Annotated in this window: 24 protein-coding genes; 6 read left to right on the top strand and 18 right to left on the bottom strand. The window is 31.3% G+C overall.

Annotated features, from left to right (window positions below):
- Positions 1 to 2: 2 nt before the first annotated feature.
- From BXY80_RS01145 to BXY80_RS01170, 6 genes are read left to right on the top strand one after another with little or no spacing between them, the layout of a single operon-like run.
- Positions 3 to 437 (top strand): c-type cytochrome, encoded by a 435-nt coding sequence (locus tag BXY80_RS01145; RefSeq protein WP_120199384.1) that lies wholly within the window; start codon positions 3 to 5, stop codon positions 435 to 437.
- A complete protein-coding gene (locus tag BXY80_RS01150; RefSeq protein WP_120199385.1) occupies positions 427 to 1,767 on the top strand; it encodes a cbb3-type cytochrome c oxidase subunit I in 1,341 nt (446 codons plus the stop codon). The genes BXY80_RS01145 and BXY80_RS01150 overlap by 11 nt, the downstream gene beginning before the upstream one ends.
- 10 nt (positions 1,768 to 1,777) lie before the next feature.
- A complete protein-coding gene (gene nadA / locus BXY80_RS01155) occupies positions 1,778 to 2,704 on the top strand; it encodes a quinolinate synthase NadA (protein WP_120199386.1) in 927 nt (308 codons plus the stop codon).
- A gap of 1 nt (position 2,705) precedes the next feature.
- Positions 2,706 to 4,259: an L-aspartate oxidase gene (gene nadB / locus BXY80_RS01160; RefSeq protein WP_120199387.1), complete on the top strand. Its 1,554-nt coding sequence runs from the start codon at positions 2,706 to 2,708 to the stop codon at positions 4,257 to 4,259.
- 1 nt (position 4,260) lies between these two features.
- Positions 4,261 to 4,842 carry a cytochrome c oxidase subunit 3 gene (locus tag BXY80_RS01165; protein WP_120199388.1) on the top strand — a complete coding sequence of 194 codons (582 nt, stop codon included), beginning with the start codon at positions 4,261 to 4,263 and terminating at the stop codon, positions 4,840 to 4,842.
- A 1-nt stretch (position 4,843) separates the two neighbouring features.
- Positions 4,844 to 5,080, top strand: coding sequence for a cytochrome C oxidase subunit IV family protein (locus BXY80_RS01170; protein ID WP_120199389.1), 237 nt, complete (start codon positions 4,844 to 4,846; stop codon positions 5,078 to 5,080).
- 11 nt (positions 5,081 to 5,091) lie between these two features.
- Here BXY80_RS01170 and BXY80_RS01175 read toward each other — a convergent pair whose 3' ends face one another.
- The 18 genes from BXY80_RS01175 to BXY80_RS01260 all read right to left on the bottom strand — a co-directional run bounded on the left by BXY80_RS01175 (position 5,092) and on the right by BXY80_RS01260 (position 22,335).
- Positions 5,092 to 6,270, bottom strand: a complete 1,179-nt coding sequence (locus tag BXY80_RS01175; RefSeq protein WP_120199390.1) for a hypothetical protein — start codon at positions 6,268 to 6,270, stop codon at positions 5,092 to 5,094.
- A 19-nt stretch (positions 6,271 to 6,289) separates the two neighbouring features.
- On the bottom strand, positions 6,290 to 6,991 hold the full coding sequence (gene deoD / locus BXY80_RS01180; RefSeq protein WP_120199391.1) for a purine-nucleoside phosphorylase: 702 nt from the start codon (positions 6,989 to 6,991) through the stop codon (positions 6,290 to 6,292).
- Positions 6,992 to 7,000: 9 nt separating this feature from the next.
- On the bottom strand, positions 7,001 to 7,540 hold the full coding sequence (locus tag BXY80_RS01185; RefSeq protein ID WP_120199392.1) for a dihydrofolate reductase family protein: 540 nt from the start codon (positions 7,538 to 7,540) through the stop codon (positions 7,001 to 7,003).
- A 126-nt stretch (positions 7,541 to 7,666) separates the two neighbouring features.
- Entirely contained in the window at positions 7,667 to 8,029 is a 363-nt protein-coding gene (locus BXY80_RS01190) for a VOC family protein (RefSeq protein WP_120199393.1), read from the bottom strand.
- Positions 8,030 to 8,192: 163 nt separating this feature from the next.
- Positions 8,193 to 8,945 (bottom strand): hypothetical protein, encoded by a 753-nt coding sequence (locus BXY80_RS01195; RefSeq protein WP_120199394.1) that lies wholly within the window; start codon positions 8,943 to 8,945, stop codon positions 8,193 to 8,195.
- Between the two features lie 36 nt (positions 8,946 to 8,981).
- Positions 8,982 to 9,710 carry an iron-sulfur cluster repair di-iron protein gene (gene ric, locus BXY80_RS01200; protein ID WP_120199395.1) on the bottom strand — a complete coding sequence of 243 codons (729 nt, stop codon included), beginning with the start codon at positions 9,708 to 9,710 and terminating at the stop codon, positions 8,982 to 8,984.
- A gap of 47 nt (positions 9,711 to 9,757) precedes the next feature.
- Positions 9,758 to 10,192 (bottom strand): RrF2 family transcriptional regulator, encoded by a 435-nt coding sequence (locus tag BXY80_RS01205; protein ID WP_120199396.1) that lies wholly within the window; start codon positions 10,190 to 10,192, stop codon positions 9,758 to 9,760.
- A 57-nt stretch (positions 10,193 to 10,249) separates the two neighbouring features.
- Complete coding sequence (locus BXY80_RS01210) at positions 10,250 to 11,530, bottom strand: acetyl-CoA hydrolase/transferase family protein (protein ID WP_120199397.1); 1,281 nt, start codon at positions 11,528 to 11,530, stop codon at positions 10,250 to 10,252.
- A gap of 257 nt (positions 11,531 to 11,787) precedes the next feature.
- On the bottom strand, positions 11,788 to 12,207 hold the full coding sequence (locus BXY80_RS01215; RefSeq protein WP_120199398.1) for a CBS domain-containing protein: 420 nt from the start codon (positions 12,205 to 12,207) through the stop codon (positions 11,788 to 11,790).
- Between the two features lie 94 nt (positions 12,208 to 12,301).
- Complete coding sequence (locus BXY80_RS01220; RefSeq protein ID WP_120199399.1) at positions 12,302 to 13,729, bottom strand: pyridoxal phosphate-dependent decarboxylase family protein; 1,428 nt, start codon at positions 13,727 to 13,729, stop codon at positions 12,302 to 12,304.
- A gap of 39 nt (positions 13,730 to 13,768) precedes the next feature.
- A complete protein-coding gene (locus BXY80_RS01225; protein ID WP_120199400.1) occupies positions 13,769 to 14,470 on the bottom strand; it encodes a sulfite exporter TauE/SafE family protein in 702 nt (233 codons plus the stop codon).
- On the bottom strand, positions 14,471 to 14,917 hold the full coding sequence (locus BXY80_RS01230) for a FixH family protein (RefSeq protein ID WP_120199401.1): 447 nt from the start codon (positions 14,915 to 14,917) through the stop codon (positions 14,471 to 14,473). It abuts the gene before it with no gap.
- A 10-nt stretch (positions 14,918 to 14,927) separates the two neighbouring features.
- Positions 14,928 to 16,352: a cytochrome c oxidase accessory protein CcoG gene (gene ccoG / locus BXY80_RS01235; protein WP_120199402.1), complete on the bottom strand. Its 1,425-nt coding sequence runs from the start codon at positions 16,350 to 16,352 to the stop codon at positions 14,928 to 14,930.
- A gap of 35 nt (positions 16,353 to 16,387) precedes the next feature.
- Positions 16,388 to 17,284, bottom strand: a complete 897-nt coding sequence (locus BXY80_RS01240; protein WP_120199403.1) for a cbb3-type cytochrome c oxidase N-terminal domain-containing protein — start codon at positions 17,282 to 17,284, stop codon at positions 16,388 to 16,390.
- Complete coding sequence (locus BXY80_RS14030; RefSeq protein ID WP_120199404.1) at positions 17,281 to 17,466, bottom strand: CcoQ/FixQ family Cbb3-type cytochrome c oxidase assembly chaperone; 186 nt, start codon at positions 17,464 to 17,466, stop codon at positions 17,281 to 17,283. Before BXY80_RS14030 ends, BXY80_RS01240 begins: the two co-directional genes overlap by 4 nt.
- A 4-nt stretch (positions 17,467 to 17,470) precedes the next feature.
- On the bottom strand, positions 17,471 to 19,654 hold the full coding sequence (gene ccoN / locus BXY80_RS01250; protein ID WP_120199405.1) for a cytochrome-c oxidase, cbb3-type subunit I: 2,184 nt from the start codon (positions 19,652 to 19,654) through the stop codon (positions 17,471 to 17,473).
- Between the two features lie 6 nt (positions 19,655 to 19,660).
- Positions 19,661 to 19,858, bottom strand: coding sequence for a cbb3-type cytochrome oxidase assembly protein CcoS (ccoS, locus tag BXY80_RS01255; RefSeq protein WP_120199406.1), 198 nt, complete (start codon positions 19,856 to 19,858; stop codon positions 19,661 to 19,663).
- Between the two features lie 104 nt (positions 19,859 to 19,962).
- Positions 19,963 to 22,335 (bottom strand): heavy metal translocating P-type ATPase, encoded by a 2,373-nt coding sequence (locus tag BXY80_RS01260; protein WP_120199407.1) that lies wholly within the window; start codon positions 22,333 to 22,335, stop codon positions 19,963 to 19,965.
- Between the last annotated feature and the right edge of the window lie 7 nt (positions 22,336 to 22,342).

The raw sequence follows: 22,342 nt of genomic DNA on the forward strand, positions 1-22,342 counted from the left end.
CTATGCAGCAGACTAAATCTAAATATAACATTATAATTATCGTAGTTTTAATTAGTATTTTTTGTATGTATAATGTTGTTATATATACTTCAAAAGAGTGTGCAGCTCCTATAAAATTAACTACAAAAGCATTAGAAGGTCAAAAAATATGGCAAAACAACAATTGTTGGTCATGCCACCAAATATATGGTCTTGGAGGTTATTTAGGTCCAGATTTAACAAACGTTTTTTCAAATCCAAATAAAGGAGAAAATTATATAAAAGCGTTTTTAAATAGTGGTGTTAAATCGATGCCAAAATTCAATTTTTCAGAAGCAGAAAAAGAAGCTCTAGTAGCTTTTTTACAACAAATAGATAGTACAGGGTACTATCCAAATAAAGAGGCCATTATTAAACCAAATGGTTGGGTAGAAATATTGTATAAAGATGAAAAATAAAACAGCCTTACTTTTTTTAATCGCAGCACTTTACGTACTAATTTTAGGTACGCTTTTTGGCTTGTTAGCTTCCTTACAATATAGCCTTCCAGATTTTTTAAAGGAGCTAATCCCCTTAAACAAAATGAGACCATTGCATACCACAACGGTAATTTCGTGGATTATCCTTTCGGCTACAGGCAGTATTTACTTTTATATTTCTAAAGTAGAACATCTAAGCTTGTTTTCCTTTAAACTACAAAAAGTACATTTGGGCATTTTTATGTTAACAGGAATAGCTATTTATGTTTCTTTAGTCTTCGGAAAAATGGAAGGCAGAGAATACCTGGCTTTTACTCCAATATTAACGATTCCTATACTTTTAGGTTGGTTTTTATTTGGTATTAATTATTTTAAAACGATTAGAAAACATGTAGTTAACTGGCCAATTTATTTTTGGATGTGGGGAACTGGAATTGTATTTATAATCTACCATTTATGCGAAGCGTATTTATGGCTAATTCCTTCCTTTAGAACACACTTTATTAAAGATACTATTGTGCAATGGAAATCTTATGGTTCTTTTGTTGGCTCTTGGAATATGTTGGTTTATGGAATAGCTATTTATGTGATGTCAAAAATTAAAAACGATGTTTCTTTAGCTAGAGGTAAAAAGGTGTTTTTCTTTTATTTTTTAGGCTTATCCAACTTAATGTTGGGTTGGGCACATCATACTTATTTTGTTCCTACACTACCTTGGATTCGCTATCTCTCTTATGGTGTAAGTATGACAGAATGGATTTTATTGATTCATATTATTTATAGCTGGAAAAAATCGCTTACAAAAAAAGAAAAACAAGATAACTCTATGGCTTATAAATTTTTAATGGCAGCCGATTTTTGGGTATTTATAAACCTAATAATTGCCTTACTAATTTCTATTCCTGCTATCAATTTATTTACACATGGAACACATATAACAGTTGCTCATTCTATGGGAACAACAATAGGAATCAACACCTCAATTCTTTTAGCTTCTCTATTTTTTATAGTATCGAAAGTAAAAGGAGAGGTAATCATGTTTCAAAAATTAAAAAAGGTGTATTACGTATTTAACAGTTCATTGTTAGTGTTTTTTAGTGTTTTGCTTTTTGCAGGAGCTAAAAAAGCAAATTGGATGTTTTTTGAAAAAAACACATCATTTTCTATGATGCAAGATTCTTTATACCTAACATATATTGCTTTTTTTGTTTTCGGACTAGTGCTAGCAACTTCCATTACCATACTAGCAATCACATTATTAAAAGTACTACATAAAGCATACAAAAAAGAGGCAACTTCAACTTTATAAATCATTATAAATGACATTACAAGAAAAAATAATAAAGCTTAAAAAAGAGAAAAACGCAGTGATTTTAGCACACTATTATCAAGAAACTGCGATACAAGATGTAGCAGATTATGTTGGAGATAGTTTAGGTTTGTCGCAACAAGCAGCAAAAACTAATGCAGATATTATTGTATTTGCTGGAGTTCACTTTATGGCAGAAACTGCTAAGATTTTGAGTCCAAATAAAACAGTGGTTTTACCAGATTTAAAAGCTGGTTGCTCATTAGCAGACTCATGTCCTGCAGATGCTTTTGAGAATTTTGTAAAAGCACATCCAAACCATACAGTTATTACTTATGTAAATTGTAGTGCTCAAGTAAAAGCTTTAACAGACATTGTTTGTACATCATCAAACGCACTTAAAATTGTAACTTCTATTCCAAAAGATAAACCAATTATTTTTGCTCCAGATAGAAATTTAGGAAAATACATCATTAAGCAAACAGGACGAGATATGTTGCTTTGGGATGGAAGTTGTGTGGTTCATGAAGCGTTTTCAATTGAAAAATTATTAAACCTTCATAAAAAATATCCTAACTATGTAATTATTGCGCATCCAGAATCTGAAGAGCATATTTTAAAAGTGGCAACTTATGTTGGTTCAACTTCTGGAATGATTAATTACGTAAAAGCACATCAAGACAAAAGTTTTATTGTTGCAACCGAAGCAGGAATTTTATATAAAATGCAACAAGAAGTGCCTAACACAGAATTAGTTCCTGCTCCAGCAAAAGAAGACAATACTTGTGCTTGTAGTGAATGTGCTTTTATGAAAGTAAACACATTGCAAAAACTTTACGATTGTTTACTAAATGAAAGTCCACAAATTAAAGTACCAAAAGCGATTAGAGAAAAAGCATTGATTCCAATTAATCGCATGCTAGAACTATCAAAATAATATGATAAAAACAAATTATTTAGTTATAGGTTCTGGAGTTGCTGGATTAACATTTGCAGTTAAAATTGCTGAAAAATTTCCAGAAAAAACTATAATCATAATTACCAAAGACAACGAAAACGAATCTAACACCAAATACGCTCAAGGAGGCGTTGCTATAGTATTAGATACAGAAGAAGATTCGTTTAAAAAACACATACAAGATACGCTTATTGCTGGAGATGGTTTATGCGACAAATCTGTAGTAGAAATGGTTATAAAAGAAGGCCCAAAACGCTTAAAAGAACTAATAGTTTGGGGAGCTAATTTTGATTTAGATGCTGAAGGGAACTTTGATTTAGGTAAAGAAGGTGGACACTCTGAATATCGTGTGGTACATCATAAAGACATTACTGGCTTTGAGGTTTTGCGTGCATTATTAAATCGTGTACATCAATTAAAAAACATAACCGTATTACCACATCATTTTGCTATTGATTTAATTACAGAACACCAATTAGAAACACCAATCCCTAATGATTTATCCTGTTATGGAGCTTATGTGTTAAATGAAAAATCTGGAAAAGTTTTAACCATTCAAGCAGAACGTACTTTGTTAGCTTCTGGTGGAATTGGTAGTGTTTATGGGCATACAACCAATCCTGTAATTGCAACAGGAGACGGAATTGCAATGGCTTACAGAGCAAAGGCACAAATAAAGGATATGGAATTTATTCAGTTTCACCCAACAGCTACGTATAATCCTAAAGGAGGTACTTCTTTTTTAATTTCGGAAGCAGTTAGAGGTTTTGGTGCTTATTTAAGAAACAAAAAAGGCTATCGATTTATGCTTGATTATGATGAGCGAGTCGAATTGGCATCAAGAGATATTGTATCACAAAGCATAGATAATGAATTAAAAAAAACTGGAGACACCCATGTATTTTTAGATTGTACACATCTTGATATTAAAAGTTTTAAAAAACATTTCCCTAATATATATCAAGAGTGTTTAGATAAACATATTAATGTTAAAAAAGATTGGATTCCTGTAGTTCCAGCAGCACATTATTTATGTGGAGGAATTGTTGTTGATAAGCACGGAAAAACATCTATAAACAACCTATTTGCCTGTGGAGAATGTACTAGAACAGGTTTGCATGGAGCAAATAGATTGGCTTCAAATTCGTTATTAGAAGCTTTGGTTTATGCTCATAATATTTACAACTATCAATGTAATCATCAAACAAAACCATTAAGTTTTATAATACCAAAATGGAATGATAAAGGCACAAATATACCTAAAGAGCATGTTTTAATAACTCACAATCTTAATCAACTTCAAGCATTAATGCGCGATTATGTTGGTATTGTAAGAAGTAATGACAGACTAACAAAAGCCATTGCACATTTAGATTTTATTTATAACGAAGTTGAAGAATTATACAAAAAATCTAAAATTGATACATCGTTATGTGAATTAAGAAACATGATTAATATTGCTCACCTTATTATTAGTCAATCTCTAGAACGTAAAGAAAACAAAGGAGGCTACTATAATATTGATAATTTATAAAATGAATAAAGTATCTATCAATTACAAAAACATCTACTATCCACCAGGAGGCATTTTATTATGGATTATTATTTTTTTAGAACTATTCACCTTTGGTATTGCATTAATTGCTATGGTGTTTTATAGTAAGCAAGAGCCATTACTATTTCATGACTCTAGACTTTTATTAAACGCTACTTTTGGGATGATTAATACACTGTTTTTATTAACTAGCGGTTATTTTATGGCAGTTTCTGTAGCTCAATTAAAAGCAAATAACAGAAAAAAAAGTAATACTTATTTACTGTTAACAATGCTTTTTGGAATGTTATTTTTAGCTTTAAAAAGTTTTGAGTATTACGGTAAACTAAACGAAGGCTTAGATTTAAGCTACAATACTTTTTTTACATTTTATTGGTTGCTAACCCTTTTTCATGTTATTCATGTTATCGTTGGTTTGGTTATTTTAACTTCGGTTTATTTTGGAATAAGAAAACCACAATCAAATACAAGTATTGAAGATGTTGAGGCAAGTGCAGCCTTTTGGCACATGTGTGATTTAATATGGATTATTTTGTTTCCTGTAATTTATCTACTGTTTTAATATGAAAACAACAATATCATTAACGTGGTTAATTTTAATCGTGCTCACAATAACTTCAGCTTATATATCAAACCTGCAAGGCACATACATTGCATTTGTAATTTTAATTTTAGCCGCTTTAAAATTTTTAGGAATTGCGTTTCAGTTTATGGAACTAAAAAAAGCGCATGTGTTTTGGAAAGGAATAATTATTGGCTTTGTGGTCATTTTTATAGGGATAATAAGTGTCGTTATTTAAAATATCTTTTTCTATTTTTTAAATAGATTCAATAAAATAAATAAGATACCTAAAGGTAATAATAAACTAAAGAGGAATAGTAACAAGTAATAATTTGGAAGTATTTCGTAGCCAAAGTAATAGTTACAACCTTGAACGAGTAAAGCTGTTTCAGTTAAAACAAATCCTAAAATAAAACAATAAACACCTATATATAAGGTTTTAAAATAGTTTACCAATTTGCTTTGCAAAATAAAAGCAAATAAAAATCCAGTAATAACACCTAACATGAGTAAGTGAATAAAACCAATTACAAAATTACGATGCTCATAAACCACTTGAGAAAATTCTGGTAAAATTGAAACTAGTTGAAATACAACTTTTAGCACAAAACAAAACATAGCAAAACTGTATATGCAAACAATTAGTTTAGATTTTTTATCAATTAAAGTATATAGTTTAGTCCTTATAAGTTTAATAAAAGTAAAGAGTGCAGCAAGTTGTAAAACAACACCAATACTATTAATCCATAACAATACGTTATGAGGTGCAAACCATTGTATTGGTAAAGCAAAAGTAAAAACTGTTGATGCAACTAATACACTAAAAAATTGCCTAAACAGTTTAGAATCTTTAATTTTTAGTAGATGAAAGAAAACAGTAATAATCGCTATTAAAAACCAACCATTAAATTGAAAATGTAAAAAGAATTGAATCGCAATTTGGTAAAATGCTGAAGCTTGCCCAAGCATTGAAACAGCTGGACCTAAACACCAAACACCAAATGTAGATAGTAACATAAAAAACAGCGATGCTTTTAGTAAAATACTAGTTACAATAGATTCCGTTTTGTTGTGTGTCCATATAAGATACACAAAGTAATAACTACAAAAAATATGTAAGGTAGAAAATGAAATAGAAAATGCTGCATACCCTTGAATAGGAAAACTTAGCATCATACCAACAACAGCAAATTCGGTTACCCAAAATAAACGGTTATATATTGGTTTTTTATCAGGAATAAAATAATGAACAATAAGTGTATATAGCATGAGGTAAACCCAACCCAACATAGCAACATGCGAGTGTGCATGTGTTAAAAACCTGTAATTCAAACCAATATCACCTATAGACGAATACCGTAACACCAAACCCATTACAGCAGCAATTAAAAAATTAATCAGGCAAACTATTACAAGCTTTTTAGGCATTCTCTATATTATTTAAAAACTAATCTACAGTAGATAATGCAATCTCAATCATGGTTTTAAAAGTGGACTCTCGATCGCTAGCAGATGTTGATTCTTTTGTTACTAAAGAATCTGAAATAGTTAGTATAGAGAGTGCTTTTACATTATGCTTTGCAGCAATGGTATACAAACCAGCCGTTTCCATTTCTACACAAAGCACACCAAAGTCTGCCCATTTTTTATACGAATTAAAATCGTCTTCATAAAACACATCGGCAGACAATACATTTCCTGCTTTGATATCTATATTATTGTTTTTGGCATATAAAGCGGCTTTCATAAAAAGCTCAAAATTTGCCGTTGGTGCATAATCTGAATTTATAAAACGAGAATTATTAATACCAGATGTAGATGATGCTGCCATAGCAATAACGATATCACGTATTTTCACGGTTTCTTTATAAGAACCTGCAGAGCCAACACGAATTAAGTTTTTTACACCATAATTTGTTATTAATTCATGACAATATATTAGTGTAGATGGTATGCCCATTCCTGTACCTTGAACTGATACGCGGTTCCCTTTATAAGTTCCTGTATATCCCAACATACCTCTTACATCATTATAAAGTTTTGGGCTTTCTAAAAAGGTTTCTGCAATCCATTTTGCTCGCATTGGATCTCCTGGTAATAATACCACTTCTGCTATGTCTCCTTTTTGTGCACCAATATGTGTACTCATGATTTTATTTTATCTTTTTCGTTTATACTGATTCTGTGTCACTTGATTTAAATACGTTTTAGTTTTAACTAATTCGAAGTTGAGTGCGTTAGGAAGTTCTGCAAATAAAGATGAGCCACCACCTAACAATACTGGTATTGTCGTGATGGTCATGTCGTCTATTAAATCTTCTTTTAGAAAATTACGTATTGTTGTGCCGCCATCTATATATAATCGATGGCATCCTTTTTGGTAAATCTGCTCTAAAATTTCAGTCAAAGTGCCTTTAACTAAAAAAGCTTTTCCTTTGTGCGTATTTGGTATCTCTTTTAGTTTGTTGCTCAATACAAATACAGGCTTGTTGTAAGGCCAATCTACATCAAAACCACAAACAGTTTCAAAGGTTGTTCTTCCCATAACAAGTGCATCAATTTCATTGGTAAAATCAACATATCCCATATCGTCGTTATTTGGGTTTGGTATAGCATGTAACCAATCTATGTTTCCGTTTTTGTCTGCGATATAACCGTCTAAACTTGTAGCAATAAATACACTGTTTTTTTTATTCATTGTTTTTTGAGTTGTTTATCATACAAATGAAAACATGCTTATGCATGATTAATTATGGAAACAAGGTATTAAAAATGTTAAGAGTTTTCAATAATGCTACAAGTATTTTTTTGGTTAAATAGCACACTATTTAAATACTCCAAAATGCCATAAAATCCCACAAGGATCATGTAAAAAAAACTCATTTCCCCATTCGTTATACACTATTTCAGATAATCTTACATTATCATACTTTTGAGTTAACTTTAAATTCTTTATATGTTCTAATGAAATTTCCAAATTTTCAACTTCGTAGAATATCATCGAATTATCAATCCAATCTTTCACATAAGCATCTTGTAGATAAAACCCGAATTCTTTTATATAGAAGTATGACATATTTTCTGACGTAATTATTTCATCAAATCCTAAATCTGAATAAAAATTTCTAGAAACATTAAAGTCTTTAGAACCTATAAAAGGTCTGATTGATTCTCCAAGTATTTTCATTTTTAAAAGTTTCTATTAAATTGCTCTTAATTGATATGCATAAGGTTGACTGTATGATTAAGCAACTAATTTAGCAATTACAAACCGAATAGAAAATCTGCAAAGGTTATTGTAAGTAGGCTTGAACTTGTTATGAACTATAAACGTTATTGACATTTCTATTTTATCTTCCACAATTACAATCTTCTATCCAATCATCTTTATAGAAATTAAAATACTCTTTTGTTATTTCATAAGATTTTTTAAAGTCAAAATTCAGATAGCTTTTGTACAATTCACGATATGACGCTGGAAATCCACTTTGCATATTTTTTGTATGTACAACATTATCTCTTAATTTCTTTATATCTAACAAAAACTCATACTTTTTGTGATATTCCTTTAGAAAGGATTTGTTCATAATTTGAGGAATAGCCTTTTTAATTTTATTTAAAAAATCCATTGACCTTTGTATTCTTTCTTTATTATAGTTTTCGTTTTTAATTCTTATCGAAAAATCATCTGGAATCAAACTATTGTTAAAAGCTTCAATTGATGTAAATAGATTAATAATATAATCAGATGATAATTGGAAAAAATTATAAAAAGCGTGTGATAGGTCGCTAAAATTATTTGTAGTTAAATTAGATTCAAGAAGAATTGATTGAAGGTTTAATAATGTATTCAATTTATCTTCAGCGTTAGTAAAATAAAGAATTGATGGCTCAGGCTCAGGAATCATAAATGGCTTTCCGTCAATTAGATGGACAAAACCTTGGATTATTGTTTGGTCTTCCAATTGCATAAAAACTTTTGGATATTCCTCAAAATCAACTTCTGATGGCTTTTTTGCATACTCATTCACTTTGTCCAATTCGTCGAACTTAAAATCAACTTTTATGTCTCCTACAAATTTTCTTTTGGAATGTGGTTTCATATTAATGCCAACTTATCTATAATAACTACCTTAATCTCATAAATGCTGTTCTAGTTTAATTGCTTTAGGAAATAAAATATTATTTTCTAAATGAATATGTAAATGTAAATCTTTTTCAAACTCATCCAACATAGCATAGGTAACTTTATAGGTATTGCATGCATCTGCTGGTGGATTATAGTTATTAGTTAAGCTTGCAATTTGTCTAAAACGCTCACCTTCATTATCATGTTCATGCATCATCATTCCAATTGGGTTTTCTACGGTTCCAAATTGTGGCGATTGTACAGCAGTTTTACTTAATTTAGCTTTTACCATCTTTTTTACAAATGGGAAAAGCATCAATTCTTCTTTTTTCATATGTGACGCTAATTCGCCTGCTGATGCTGTAAACAGTTCGTTTATTTTAAGCAACTCTGGATGACGCTCACCATGAACGCGACATAGTTTATCTAAAAACTGACGCAATACTGGTATCTTCTCCTCTACATATCTGTGATGCTTTTTCTCAATATATTCTACTAGCAAATCTAATGGCCAAGATTTATAATCTATAGATTCTCCTGTCGATGAATTTAAAACTGCTTTTAATTCATCTATTACTAAATTAGAATCTATACCTTTTTTAGTGCACGCTTCTTCTATACTTCTATTGCCATTACAGCAAAAATCTATTTTATGTTTTGAAAAAACTGCTGCTGTTCTGTAATCTTCTGCTACAAATTGCCCTATTTGTTTTTGGGTATTCTCTTGTACTATTTCCATATTTACTTTATTTCGGATAAAATTATCCTATTTATATTCAAATTTTTTTAAATCTTTAAAAATGAAACTCCAGATTTTATATCTAAAGCCAATTGCTCAAGGTTAGTATGCTCTAACATATCTTTTAACTCTGCTTTTATGGTTTTAAATTTGTCGTGTACAGGACAAGGATGATTCTCGTCACATCTGTGTAATCCTAAACCACAACCGCTATAAATTTTGTCTCCGTCAATGGCATTAACAATTTGTGAAAGCTTAATAGATGAAATATCTTTTTTATCTATTTCAAAACCACCATGAGCGCCTTTTACAGAGTTAATAACATTATGCTTTACTAAGGCTTGTAGAATTTTAGCAGTAAATGCTCTTGGTGAATCAATTTCTTCTGAAATTTCTTTGGGACTCACACGCTTACCTTCATACGAGTTTATCGCAATAAAAATTGACGCCTTAATACCATATTCACAAGCTTTAGAAAACATATACTACTATTTATACTAACAAATATATAACAAAATAGCAATTAAGACAAATTTATCTTAATTAGAATAAAATCTATTATGAGCTTCTTTTTCTAAGGCTTCTCTAACATTAGGATGTGCTATAGAAATTAAAGCTTTAGCGCGTTGTTTTAAACTTTTACCAAATAAATTAACAACACCATATTCTGTAACTACATAATGTACATGCGCTCTAGTAGTTGTTACGCCAGCACCTTCTTTAAGAAAAGGTGTGATTTTAGAAATCCCTTTATTAGTCATTGATGGCATGGCAATAATTGGTTTTCCGTCTTGCGATAATGATGCTGCACGTATAAAATCCATCTGACCACCTACTCCAGAATATTGATACATACCAATGGTATCTGCACAAATTTGTCCTGTAAGGTCAATTTCAATAGCACTATTAATTGCGGTTACTTTTGGATTACGTTTAATAATAGATGTGTCATTAGTATAACCTGCTTCTTTAAAATGTACAAGCGGATTGTCATCAATAAAATCGTATAATTTTTGCGAACCTACAGCAAAGCAAGTTACAATCTTACCTGTTTTAATGTCTTTATCTTCTCCTGTAATAACGCCTTGTTCTACTAGAGGTAAAATGCCATCAGAAAACATTTCGGTATGAATCCCTAAACGTTTATGATTGGTTAAATTATGTAATACCGCATTTGGTATATTACCAATTCCCATTTGAAGCGTAGCACCATCATCAATTAATCCTGCAACATACTTTCCTATTTTACTTTCGGTTTCAGATAAATCTTGAGATACTGCCTGATGAATTGGCTTATCTACTTCAACAGAAAAATCAATATTGTTTATATGAATAATACCATCACCATGTGTTCTTGGCACTTGAGGATTTATTAACGCAACAACATTTTTTGCAGTCTGTATCGCTGGTAAAGTGATGTCTACTGAAGTTCCTAAAGAGCAAAACCCATGTTTATCTGGTGGAGACACTTGTATAAAAGCAACATCTAATGGTAATATTTGTCGTCTGAATAACCAATGTATTTCACTTAAAAAAATAGGAATATAATCACCATTATTGGTGTTAACGCCTTTCCTCACATTACTACCAACAAAACAACTAAACAACTTAAATGAATTGCTGTAAGGTTGCTCCATATACTTAGCTTTTCCATCTGTATGTACCTGAATTATTTCTACATTAGATAATGATTTATAGTGCTCACATAAGGTGTCGATAAGTAAATTAGGTGTCATTGCTGCACCTTGAAAAAATACACGATTATTAGATTTTACGATTGAAACAGCTTCTTCTGCTGTAACTATTTTTGTAGTACTCATACCTGTTACTATTAATTTAGAGTACAAAGGTTGGGTATAAATAGAGTAATAAAAATGATAAAAATCATAAAAGAACTGCTATTTTATTTTTTGGATTTTGAAATGGAAAAAAGAGGTTATCTAAAAAGCATTTTTTGTCATTTTGAGCGGTGTCGAAAAATCTTAATCAATTATAAATCGAATTTTGATTTTTTAGAGATTCTTCATTTTATTCAGAATGACACTTTTAGATAGCCTCTTTTTAGCTATTACAATTTTTAATATTGTTCAATTAAATAGTTAATTAAATCTGTAGTTGTTACAATACCTACTAACTTATCATTATCGACTACTGGCAAGGCATGAAATTCTTTTTTAGATAATATTTCGGCAACTTCCTTAATGGTTGTAGCAGAACTTACACTCACTAAATTTTTAGCCATTACTTGTTCAATCGTAAACATATTATAAACAACTGTATCTACATCTTGCTCGTCTTCGTCAATAGCATCTGCAAAACTAATTCGTAATAAATCTGTGTAACTTAACAAACCAACTATTGATGCTCCGCTAACTACTGGTATATGACGAATGTTATGTGTTTTAAATAATCCTTCTGCAACTTCTAAATTATCGTTATGATTTAATGTAATGACATCTTTGGTCATTATTACTGAAACTGGTGTTCTTTTTTTCATGATTTTCTGGTTTTAAATTCTATATTAAATATAGCCAGAAGCGCTACGAAAAAACATGATATAAGTCAGTTGAAGTTGACTTTTTTAAAGTAATTTATATTATATCTTTAGCAAAATTTTCGCACAATGATAACGTCTCTTTTATATCTGCAAGTGTTGTTCTAGGGTTTATTAAACACATGCGCAATACTACTTGATTTTGTAATACAGTTGTCACCAATAAAGCTTCACGAGATGCAACAATACGTTTTGAAATCTCTTGATTAATTCGGTCTAGTTCTTTTTCAGAAATAGATTTACCAATTGGGTGGTATCTAAAATTAATTACCGCTAAAGTAGCCGGAGAAATAACTTCCCATTTTGAGCTTTTACGTAAAAACGCTTCTGCTTTTTCGGCTAAATCAATATTATAAGTTACCGCTTTTTTAAAGGCATTAAGACCGAAGGTTTTCATAGACATATAAAACTTAAGTGCTCTAAAACGTCTCGTTAACTGAATGCCATGATCATAGAAATTTATTTCTGATGTATTACCTTCAATATCACGTAAATATTCAGGTTTCTCTGTAAAGGTTTCACTTAACCATTTATGATTTCTAACCATTAAACATCCCATTTCATAAGGTTGATATAACCATTTATGAGGATCTATGGTTAGGGAATCTGCCTTTTCGATACCTTTTAATAACTGGCTCCCTTTTTTTGAAAGAATTGCTGCGCCGCCATAAGCGCCATCAATATGAAACCATAGTTTTTCTGTTTTGCAAATTTTAGCAATTTCATTTAACGGATCAACAGTTCCTGTATTAGTAGTTCCTGCTGAGGCCAATATACAGAATGGTTGCAAGCCTTTTAAACGATCTTTAGCAATGGCATTTTTAAGCTTATTAATAGCCATTTTAAATTCTATATCTGTTGGTATAATTCTTACTTGCTCTTTCTTAAAACCAAGTACTCTTATCGCCTTAATATTTGATGAATGTGCTTGGTCTGACATATAAATAATGGCTTTAGAAAAATCATCACCACAGCGTTGTCTTCTTGCCGTTACTAAAGCTGTTAAGTTTGCCATAGAGCCACCACTTGTAAATAAACCACCTCCTTTTTTGGCTGGAAATTTAAAGAGTTTTAATAGCCATTGCATAGTCACAATCTCTAACTCTGCAGCTGCTGGTGAAGCAGCCCAACCGCCAGAAAAAATATTAAACCCTGTTGCTAAAGTATCTGCCATCACACTTACATAATTGCTTGGTCCGGGCACAAAAGAATACGATTTTGGGTGCGATACTATATTACTATTAGGTAATACTTTTTCAACTACAAAATCTAAGACTTCATTATAATCTGAAGCTTCCTCTGGAGCTTCAACTTTAAACATAGAATCCATTTCTTCTCTTGAAGCAAAAGCAACTGGTTTTTTTATATGTTCTGTATTAAAATGCTCGACAATAGTATCGATAACTTGATAGCCATATGCTTTCATTTCATCTTTGCTCAATTGGAGCTTATGTGATTGACCCATAATTATATTTTATTTTAAGCTGTAAGGATGCAATATAACTTAATGGCAATCAATTGCACTTGATGCAACCTCAACAACAGGTGAAGGAGAGATATATGGAATTCCTAATCCTAATCCGCGAAGTATAAATAATACACCTATAATAATTACAAAAACAGGAATCGCTTTTTGAATGCGTTGTTTTATAGTACTATTTAAAAATTTTCCTAAATAAATTGCAGTCGTCATTAAAGGCACAGTTCCTAATCCAAATAAGACCATATAAAGACTGCCTTGTAATGCATTTTGTGTAGTTAACGATGCAAAGACCGCCATATAAACTAAACCACAAGGTAAAAATCCGTTAAGGAAACCAATGGTTAAAAAGGTATCTGCTGTTTTCTTTTTTAATGATTTGCCTAAAGCAGATTTTACTTTAGACACTATTTTATAAATAGGCTTTGACACATTGTATTTATTAAATACGTGAACAGGAATTAATACAATTACTATCATTAAAACTCCTATAACTATAGATAATTGCTGTTGAATTCCAAATATGTAGAGACTTTTACCTGCAAAGCCAAAAAACAGACCAATTAAACTATAAGCTAATAAACGTCCAATATGATAGGTAGAAATTTGAGATACTTTTTTAAAGGAGTTGCTTCTATCTACTGGCAACATAAAAGCTATTGGACCACACATACCAACACAGTGAAAACTACCTAATAAACCAAATATGATTGCAGACCAAAGCATTTAATACACAATTTCCTTTTTGTAAAGAAATGATTTTCCTTTATATTGCCAATCAACTTTAATGTTCCAACGACCATCTAACAAACGATTGTCAGGTATGAGCAAATTGTGGTTAGACAATGAAATGGGTGTTTCAAAGTCAAACTGTTTATTAGATGGTCTATATAGGAACACTTTTCCTGTTATGTTTTGAACTTTAAAGGTTTTAGGAAATTTTATCAACAGACCGTTTTCTGCCTTTTCCCAACTTATGTTTTTATCTAAAGCTTTTGCGTTTTGTTCTTTATCTATATCGTTTTGAAATTTTAACTCTTCTCCATAGTAATCTTCAGTAACCAAATCATGATCGTACTTACTATTGACATTCATGTTAATAACAAAGTACAGGATAAAGCTAATAAACCCTATAAATGCTAATACTATGCCTGTTCCCCAATTAAATTTCATAACATCTATTTTAATTATAACTACGTGGCCCTAGAAAGTTTACCGTTGTTGTTTCTATTAACTCATTATTACTATAGACCTCTATAGTTAATTTGTTTTTATCGCCTTTAAGGTCTTTTTTATCTATCTCTATAAATAAAGTTCCTTCTGCTAAGCCTTGTTCTGGAACACTAAAGTTATCTGTAGTTGAAACCAATTTTATTTCTCCTTTATATTTGCGGAGTTTAAAATTCACGTTTTCAATTGTTTTACTTGTTTTATTGACAAGCTTATAGGTAAACACATTACTGATTATAGTGCCTTCTTTATGCTCATACAATTGCCCTGGAAGTCTTAATACACGTGCTTCGACATCATTTCTCAATAATAACATACCACTTAAAACTCCAATAAGAATAACTAAAACAGCTATATAGCCTTTCATTCTCGGAGTGAGTTTAAACTTTTCTTTCTTTTCTATTTCAACTTCACTTGCATAACGTATTAATCCTTTAGGTAGGTTTATGCTTTCCATGATATGATCACACTCATCTATACATGCTGTACAATTAACACACTCTAATTGCGTACCATTTCTAATATCTATCCCTGTAGGGCAAACATTTACGCATTGCAAACAATCTATACAATCACCATGACCTAGCTCTTGTCTGTCTTCATTTTTTCTAAACTTCTTTCTACCACTTTCTCCTTCTCCTCGCTTATGATCGTAGGCTACAACAATAGATTTATTATCTAGCAATACACCTTGCAATCTCCCATAAGGACATGCAATAATGCACACTTGCTCTCTAAACCACGCAAATACAAAATAGAATACCGCAGTAAAAATAAGCAACGGAAACAATGTCCCTAAATGCTCAAAAGGTCCATCAATAATGTATTTTATAAGCTTATCACTACCAATTAAGTAGGCTAAAAACACATTGGCTATTAAAAATGATATCACCAAAAATATGCTCCATTTTAAAACGCGTTTTCTAATTTTTTCTGCATCCCATTTTTGCCTATCTAACTTTCTTTGTTTGTTACGATCTCCATCAATCCAATATTCAATTCTACGAAAAACCATTTCCATAAAAATGGTCTGCGGACAAATCCATCCACAAAAAATACGTCCAAATCCAACTGTAAAAAGCGCAATAAAAATAACACCTATTATCATTGAGATTACCACTAGATGGAAATCTTGAGGCCAAAATGGAAATGAAAACACATTAAAACGTCGTTCAAGAATATTAAACATCAAGAACTGGTTTCCATTTATTTTAATAAAAGGAGCTGCGACTAAAAAAGCAAGCAAGATGTAGCTTACTATTTTGCGTTTATCGTAGAATTTACCACTTGGTTTTTTTGGAAACACCCAAGCACGCTTACCTTCTTCATTGATGGTCCCTATTGAATCTCTAAATGATTCGTTTTCTGGCGCTTCCAAAGTTTAATAGTTTAAATTTATAAATTTATTTTTTGTTACTCTACACCTTCAACATTTGAATCTTCCCAAATGTCTCCCTCTGCAGCTTTTGGTTCTGCAGGGGTTGTCCCTTGAAATTGCAACAAATAACTTGCTACCTGAGCTATTTCTGCTGGTTTTAAACTTTGTTTCCAAGCAATCATTCCTTTACCATCTCGACCACCTTCAGATATTGTTTTAAAGACGTTCTTGATTCCGCCACCTAATATCCAATATTTATCGGTTAGGTTAGGACCAATTCCGCCACCGCCATCAGCTTTATGGCAAGCGACACAGTTGAGTTCGAAAATTTTCTTACCGTTACTTAAATCTGATGCATCTGTTAACAATTCTACCGTATTAAAATCTACTAAATCTTTAGCATTTTTTTTATAGTTTTCAATAGCAATTTTTGCTTCAGCATATTCTGTTTCTAATTCTGTATACTGATTATCTCCATTAAACACATGGTACTTTAATAAATATACAGCACCAAAAATAATAGACGCATAAAACCCATATAACCACCACGGTGGAAGATTATTATCTAATTCTTTAATACCGTCATAATTATGGTCTAAAATTATTTCGTGTTCCTCTTCAACTGGTTTTTGTCCTAATAATTTTATATAGGTCTTTTTTAACCAAGCTATAAACTTTGGTGCTTTTGTTTTTTGAGCATCAAAACGTGCTTTAGCCTCTTCATCTAGACTTTGGTATAAAATATTGTCCATAGATCCTACTATAGCTTCTGTAGCTATTAAAATTAGGAGCACTAACAATAAGAACAACATAATTACGGGTTGCTCTATAAATGCAGGTTTTTCTCCAGAATCTACAAAGTACTCTATAAGACCGAAGATGATAAAGAATACAACTGGTACTCTTACCCAAGATGGAATAAAATTTTTCATAGTTCTGTGTGATTTTGGTTATCTAATGGAATATTACTTACGTTATTTATATACTCTTTTTTAGCAGTTATAACCCACCAAAATAAGACTACAAAAAAGATAAAAAAGATAAGTAGTGAAATTATAGGATATATTTCTATTCCTGATATGCTATCCATATGGTTTTTTACAAATTTTAACATATTATTAGTTTTGAGTGGTTTCTGTATCTTTCACTTTTATATCTGTTCCTAATCGCTGTAAATATGCAATAACTGCAACAATCTCACGATTTCTCATTTCAACAAATTCTGAACCACCAGAAGCTTTATCAGCTTCATAAGTTTCAGCAAAATCTGGATCCGAATAAAGGTTTTGTTCTATTTGAGTGCCTTGCTCCAACATAGTTTGCTGTGCGTTAGCAATCTCTTCATCTGTATAAGGTACGCCAAGCGAAACCATAGCTTTCATTTTAGCTTCAGTTTGCGATTTATCTAACTCATTTCTAACAAGCCATTGATACGCTGGCATTATAGACCCTGAAGATGTACTCTGAGGATCGTACATATGATTTAAGTGCCAATTATCTGAATATTTACCACCAACTCGAGCTAAATCTGGTCCAGTACGTTTAGATCCCCAAAGGAAAGGATGGTCGTAAACAAACTCTCCAGCTTTAGAGTATTCTCCATAACGTTCTACCTCACTTCTAAATGGTCTAATCATTTGTGAGTGGCAACCAACACAACCTTCTCTAATATAAATATCACGTCCTTCTAACTCTAGTGGTGTGTATGGTTTTACACTACTTATTGTTGGAATATTTGACTCCACCATAATCGTTGGAATAATCTGAACTATACCTCCAATAAGAATAGCTATTGTAGCGTAAATTGTAAGTTTAATTGGTTTACGCTCTAACCAAGTGTGCCAAGCTTCTCCTGTAACACGTTTTTTAGAAACGCGTTGCAAAGCAGGAGCTTCTGCCAACTCATCTGTAACTTTGCTTCCGTTTTTAACAGTAAGTATAATATTATAAACTAGAATTAGCATACCAATAATAAATAATGTACCACCAATTGCTCGCATCCAGTACATTGGCATAATCTCAGAAACAGTTTCTAAGAAATTACCATAAGTTAATGTACCATCTGGGTTAAATTGTTTCCACATACTTGCTTGCGTAAATCCAGCAACATACATTGGTAATGCATACATAATAATACCAAGTGTTCCTATCCAAAAATGTAAATTAGCAAGACCTACAGAATATAGTTTTGTTTTAAATAATCTAGGGATTAAATAATAAATAATACCAAAGGCCATAAATCCATTCCAAGCTAATGCACCAACGTGTACGTGGGCAATAATCCAATCTGTAAAGTGACCTATAGCATTTACATTTTTAAGAGATAGCATTGGGCCTTCAAAAGTTGCCATACCATAACCCGTTATGGCTACAACCATAAATTTTAAAACAGGATCTGTACGAACTTTATCCCAAGCACCACGAAGTGTTAATAGTCCGTTTATCATTCCTCCCCAAGAAGGCATTAATAACATAACAGAAAAAGCAACACCAAGATTTTGAGCCCATTCTGGTAAAGCAGTATATAAAAGGTGATGTGGTCCTGCCCAGATGTATAAAAAGATTAATGACCAAAAGTGTACAATAGATAACCTATATGAATATACAGGTCTATTGGCCGCCTTAGGAACAAAGTAATACATCAATCCTAAAAATGGCGTTGTTAAGAAAAATGCAACTGCATTATGACCGTACCACCATTGCACTAGGGCATCTTGAACACCTGCGTAGACAGAATAACTTTTCATACCGTTAACAGGCAACTCTAAACTATTAAAAATATGAAGCACAGCAACCGTTACAAAAGTCGCTAAGTAAAACCAAACAGCTACATAAAGATGACGTTGTCTTCTTTTTAAAATGGTCCAAATCATATTTATACCAAAAACAACCCAAATTAAAGCAATAGCAATATCTATTGGCCATTCTAATTCGGCATATTCTTTAGACGTAGTGTAACCTAATGGCAACGATATAGCGGCAGCAACAATTATAAGTTGCCAACCCCAAAAGTTAATATTACTCAACAAATCGCTAGCCATACGTGTTTTTAATAAACGCTGTAGCGAATAGTAAATACCTGCAAACATTGCATTACCTACAAATGCAAAAATCACTGCATTGGTATGCAAAGGTCTTAATCGCCCAAAACTTAACCAGGAAATACCATCGGTAAGGTTTGGGAATATAAACATGAAAGCAAGTAATAAACCTACTACCATTCCTACAACACCAAAAATTATTGTGGCATAAAGGAATTTTGTAACAATTTTGTTATCGTAATGAAACTGCTGCATTTCCATAATTATTTAAAATTTATTTTTTTGGTTAGTACTTAATTTCTTTTTATTGGATTTTTCTTTAATTATCTCGTCTTCAAAAAGCATTCTAACAGAAGGTGTATAGCTGTCATCAAATTGCCCTTTTTTTACTGCATAAATAAATGCCACAAAAAACACAATTGCGACTATAACACTAATACTTAGTAACATATATATAACACTCATACCTACTTGAAGTTATGGCTCAAAATTACATTTGAACAGCTTTATAAAACATGATTTTTATCATGTTTGGTTAATATTTTTAAACTACTCATAACAAAGTACCATTATTTATTGAGTTTTCTACCTAAAAAATTTGTGGCAATTGTTGTAAATACCACAATACTAATAGAGCTCAAAGGCATCAAAACGGCAGCAACTACTGGTAATAATTGCCCAGTTACCGCAAAATAGAGTCCGATAATATTATACATAAATGACAAGACAAAACTCCATTTTATAATTTTGATAGCGCTTTTTGAGGCGCTAATAAATTTATCTAATTGATTAAATTTTGAAGCATCAAGAATTGCATCACATGCAGGTGAAAACACATTCACATTTTCTGACAAAGCAATTCCAACATTGCTTTGTGCTAATGCTCCTGCATCATTTAATCCATCACCAATCATTAATACTTTTGCACCTTCGGTTTGATGATATTTAATATATTCGAGCTTATCGTCTGGTTTCTGATTAAAAATTAGTTTTGTTTTTGTTGGCAAAAGTTTTTTAAGATTTTCTAATTCGCCTTTATTATCTCCAGATAGAATTACTAAATCGTATTGCTTCTTTAATTTGTTAAATAGTTTAGACAACCCTTTTCTATAACTATTATAAAAGGTAAACTTACCTTTATAAACATTGTTAGTACTTACATGCACAGTAGTATTTAAAGCCGATGTTTCTGTAGCTCCTACAAAACTTGCCGAACCAATTTTTATACGGTCGTTATTATGAGATGCCTCAACGCCTTTACCTATATGTTCTTCAAAATGGTTTAAGGTGATAATATTATGCTCATCTAATATATCGTAGAGCGTTCTGCTTAACGGATGATTTGAACCACGAAGTGTATTTTTCAATAGAGTTTCTTCTGATGCTGTTAACCTAACTCCTTCATAGTTTGCACTACTCTTTTGGTTAGATGTAATCGTTCCTGTTTTATCAAAAATAATGGTATTTACAGCCGCCAATTGCTCTAAAACAGAAGCATTTTTAACATAGAATTTTAACTTCCCAAAAATACGTAGCAAATTACCAAAAGTAAAAGGTGCAGATAATGCTATAGCACATGGGCACGCAATTATCAGTACTGCTGTAAACACATTCATTGCTTTAGAGGCATCTTTAAACAACCAAAATGTTGTAGCAATAAAAGCAATGCTTAAAACTGCTATTGTAAAACGTTTACTAATTGTATTGGTTAATGTTGTAAAACCTTCCTCTTTATTTTTATTAAACACATCGTTGCTCCATAACTGTGTTAAGTAACTTTGCTCTACCGATTTGATGGCTTCCATTTCAATAATACCAGAAGTTTGTTTCCCACCAGCAAATAACTTATCACCTGATTTTTTACTAACAGCTTCAGATTCTCCAGTTACAAAACTATAATCTATTCGTGCTTTTCCGTTTATTAAAACACCATCTACAGGAATTAATTCTTCATTTCTAATAAGAAGTCTATCTCCTTTCTTTATATCATAGACTTGTGTTGGTAGTTCTTCTCCATTAATAATTTTAGTTACAGCAATTGGGAAATATGATTTATAATCACGTTCAAAAGACAAAAAAGAATAGGTTTTTTGTTGAAAAAACTTACCAAGTAATAAAAAGAAAACAAGTCCCGTTAAACTATCAAAAAAACCTGTACCAAAATCAAAGAGTATCTCTATTGTACTTCTTATAAATAAAACTGCAATACCAAGAGCAATTGGTACATCAATATTTAATAGTTTAGAGCGCAAACCTTTGTAAGCTGAAATAAAATAGTCTTGCCCTGCATAAAAAACAACTGGTAATGAAAATGCAAACATTAACCATCTAAATACATTTTTATATTGCTCTATCCAGAAACCATCTACTTGAAAATATTCTGGAAATGATAAAAACATCACATTACCAAAAGCAAAACCTGCAACGCCAAGCTTATAGATGATTGATCTATTAATTTCAGCTTTTCCTGTTTTAAAATCATCAAGTGAAATATAAGGCTCGTAGCCTATAGAACTTAACAATAAAACAACATCTTTAAGTGAATAATCTTTTATACCATAGTTAACTCGAACAGTTTTTTTACCAAAATTAACCTGAGATGCTGATATATTTGGATTTAACTTATTGAGATTTTCTAAAATCCAGATACATGAACTACAGTGAATATGCGGAATATATAATGTGGCTATTTGTATTTGTCCATCATTAAACTCTGTAAATTTATCAATTATATTTTCTTGAGATAAAAAATCGTATTTACCTTGAATTTCTTTTGGAATAGCTCCTGGAGAAGATTGTAAATCGTAGTAACAGGTTAAATCATTTTCTGAGAAAATTTCGTACACGGTTTTACAACCATTACAACAAAATGATTTTTCATTTAAAGTTATAATTGAATTGCTACAATTATCACCACAGTGGAAACAAGTTGTTTGCTCCATAATTAAC

It is taken from the genome of Ichthyenterobacterium magnum (assembly GCF_003610635.1).
Lineage (GTDB): Bacteria > Bacteroidota > Bacteroidia > Flavobacteriales > Flavobacteriaceae > Ichthyenterobacterium > Ichthyenterobacterium magnum.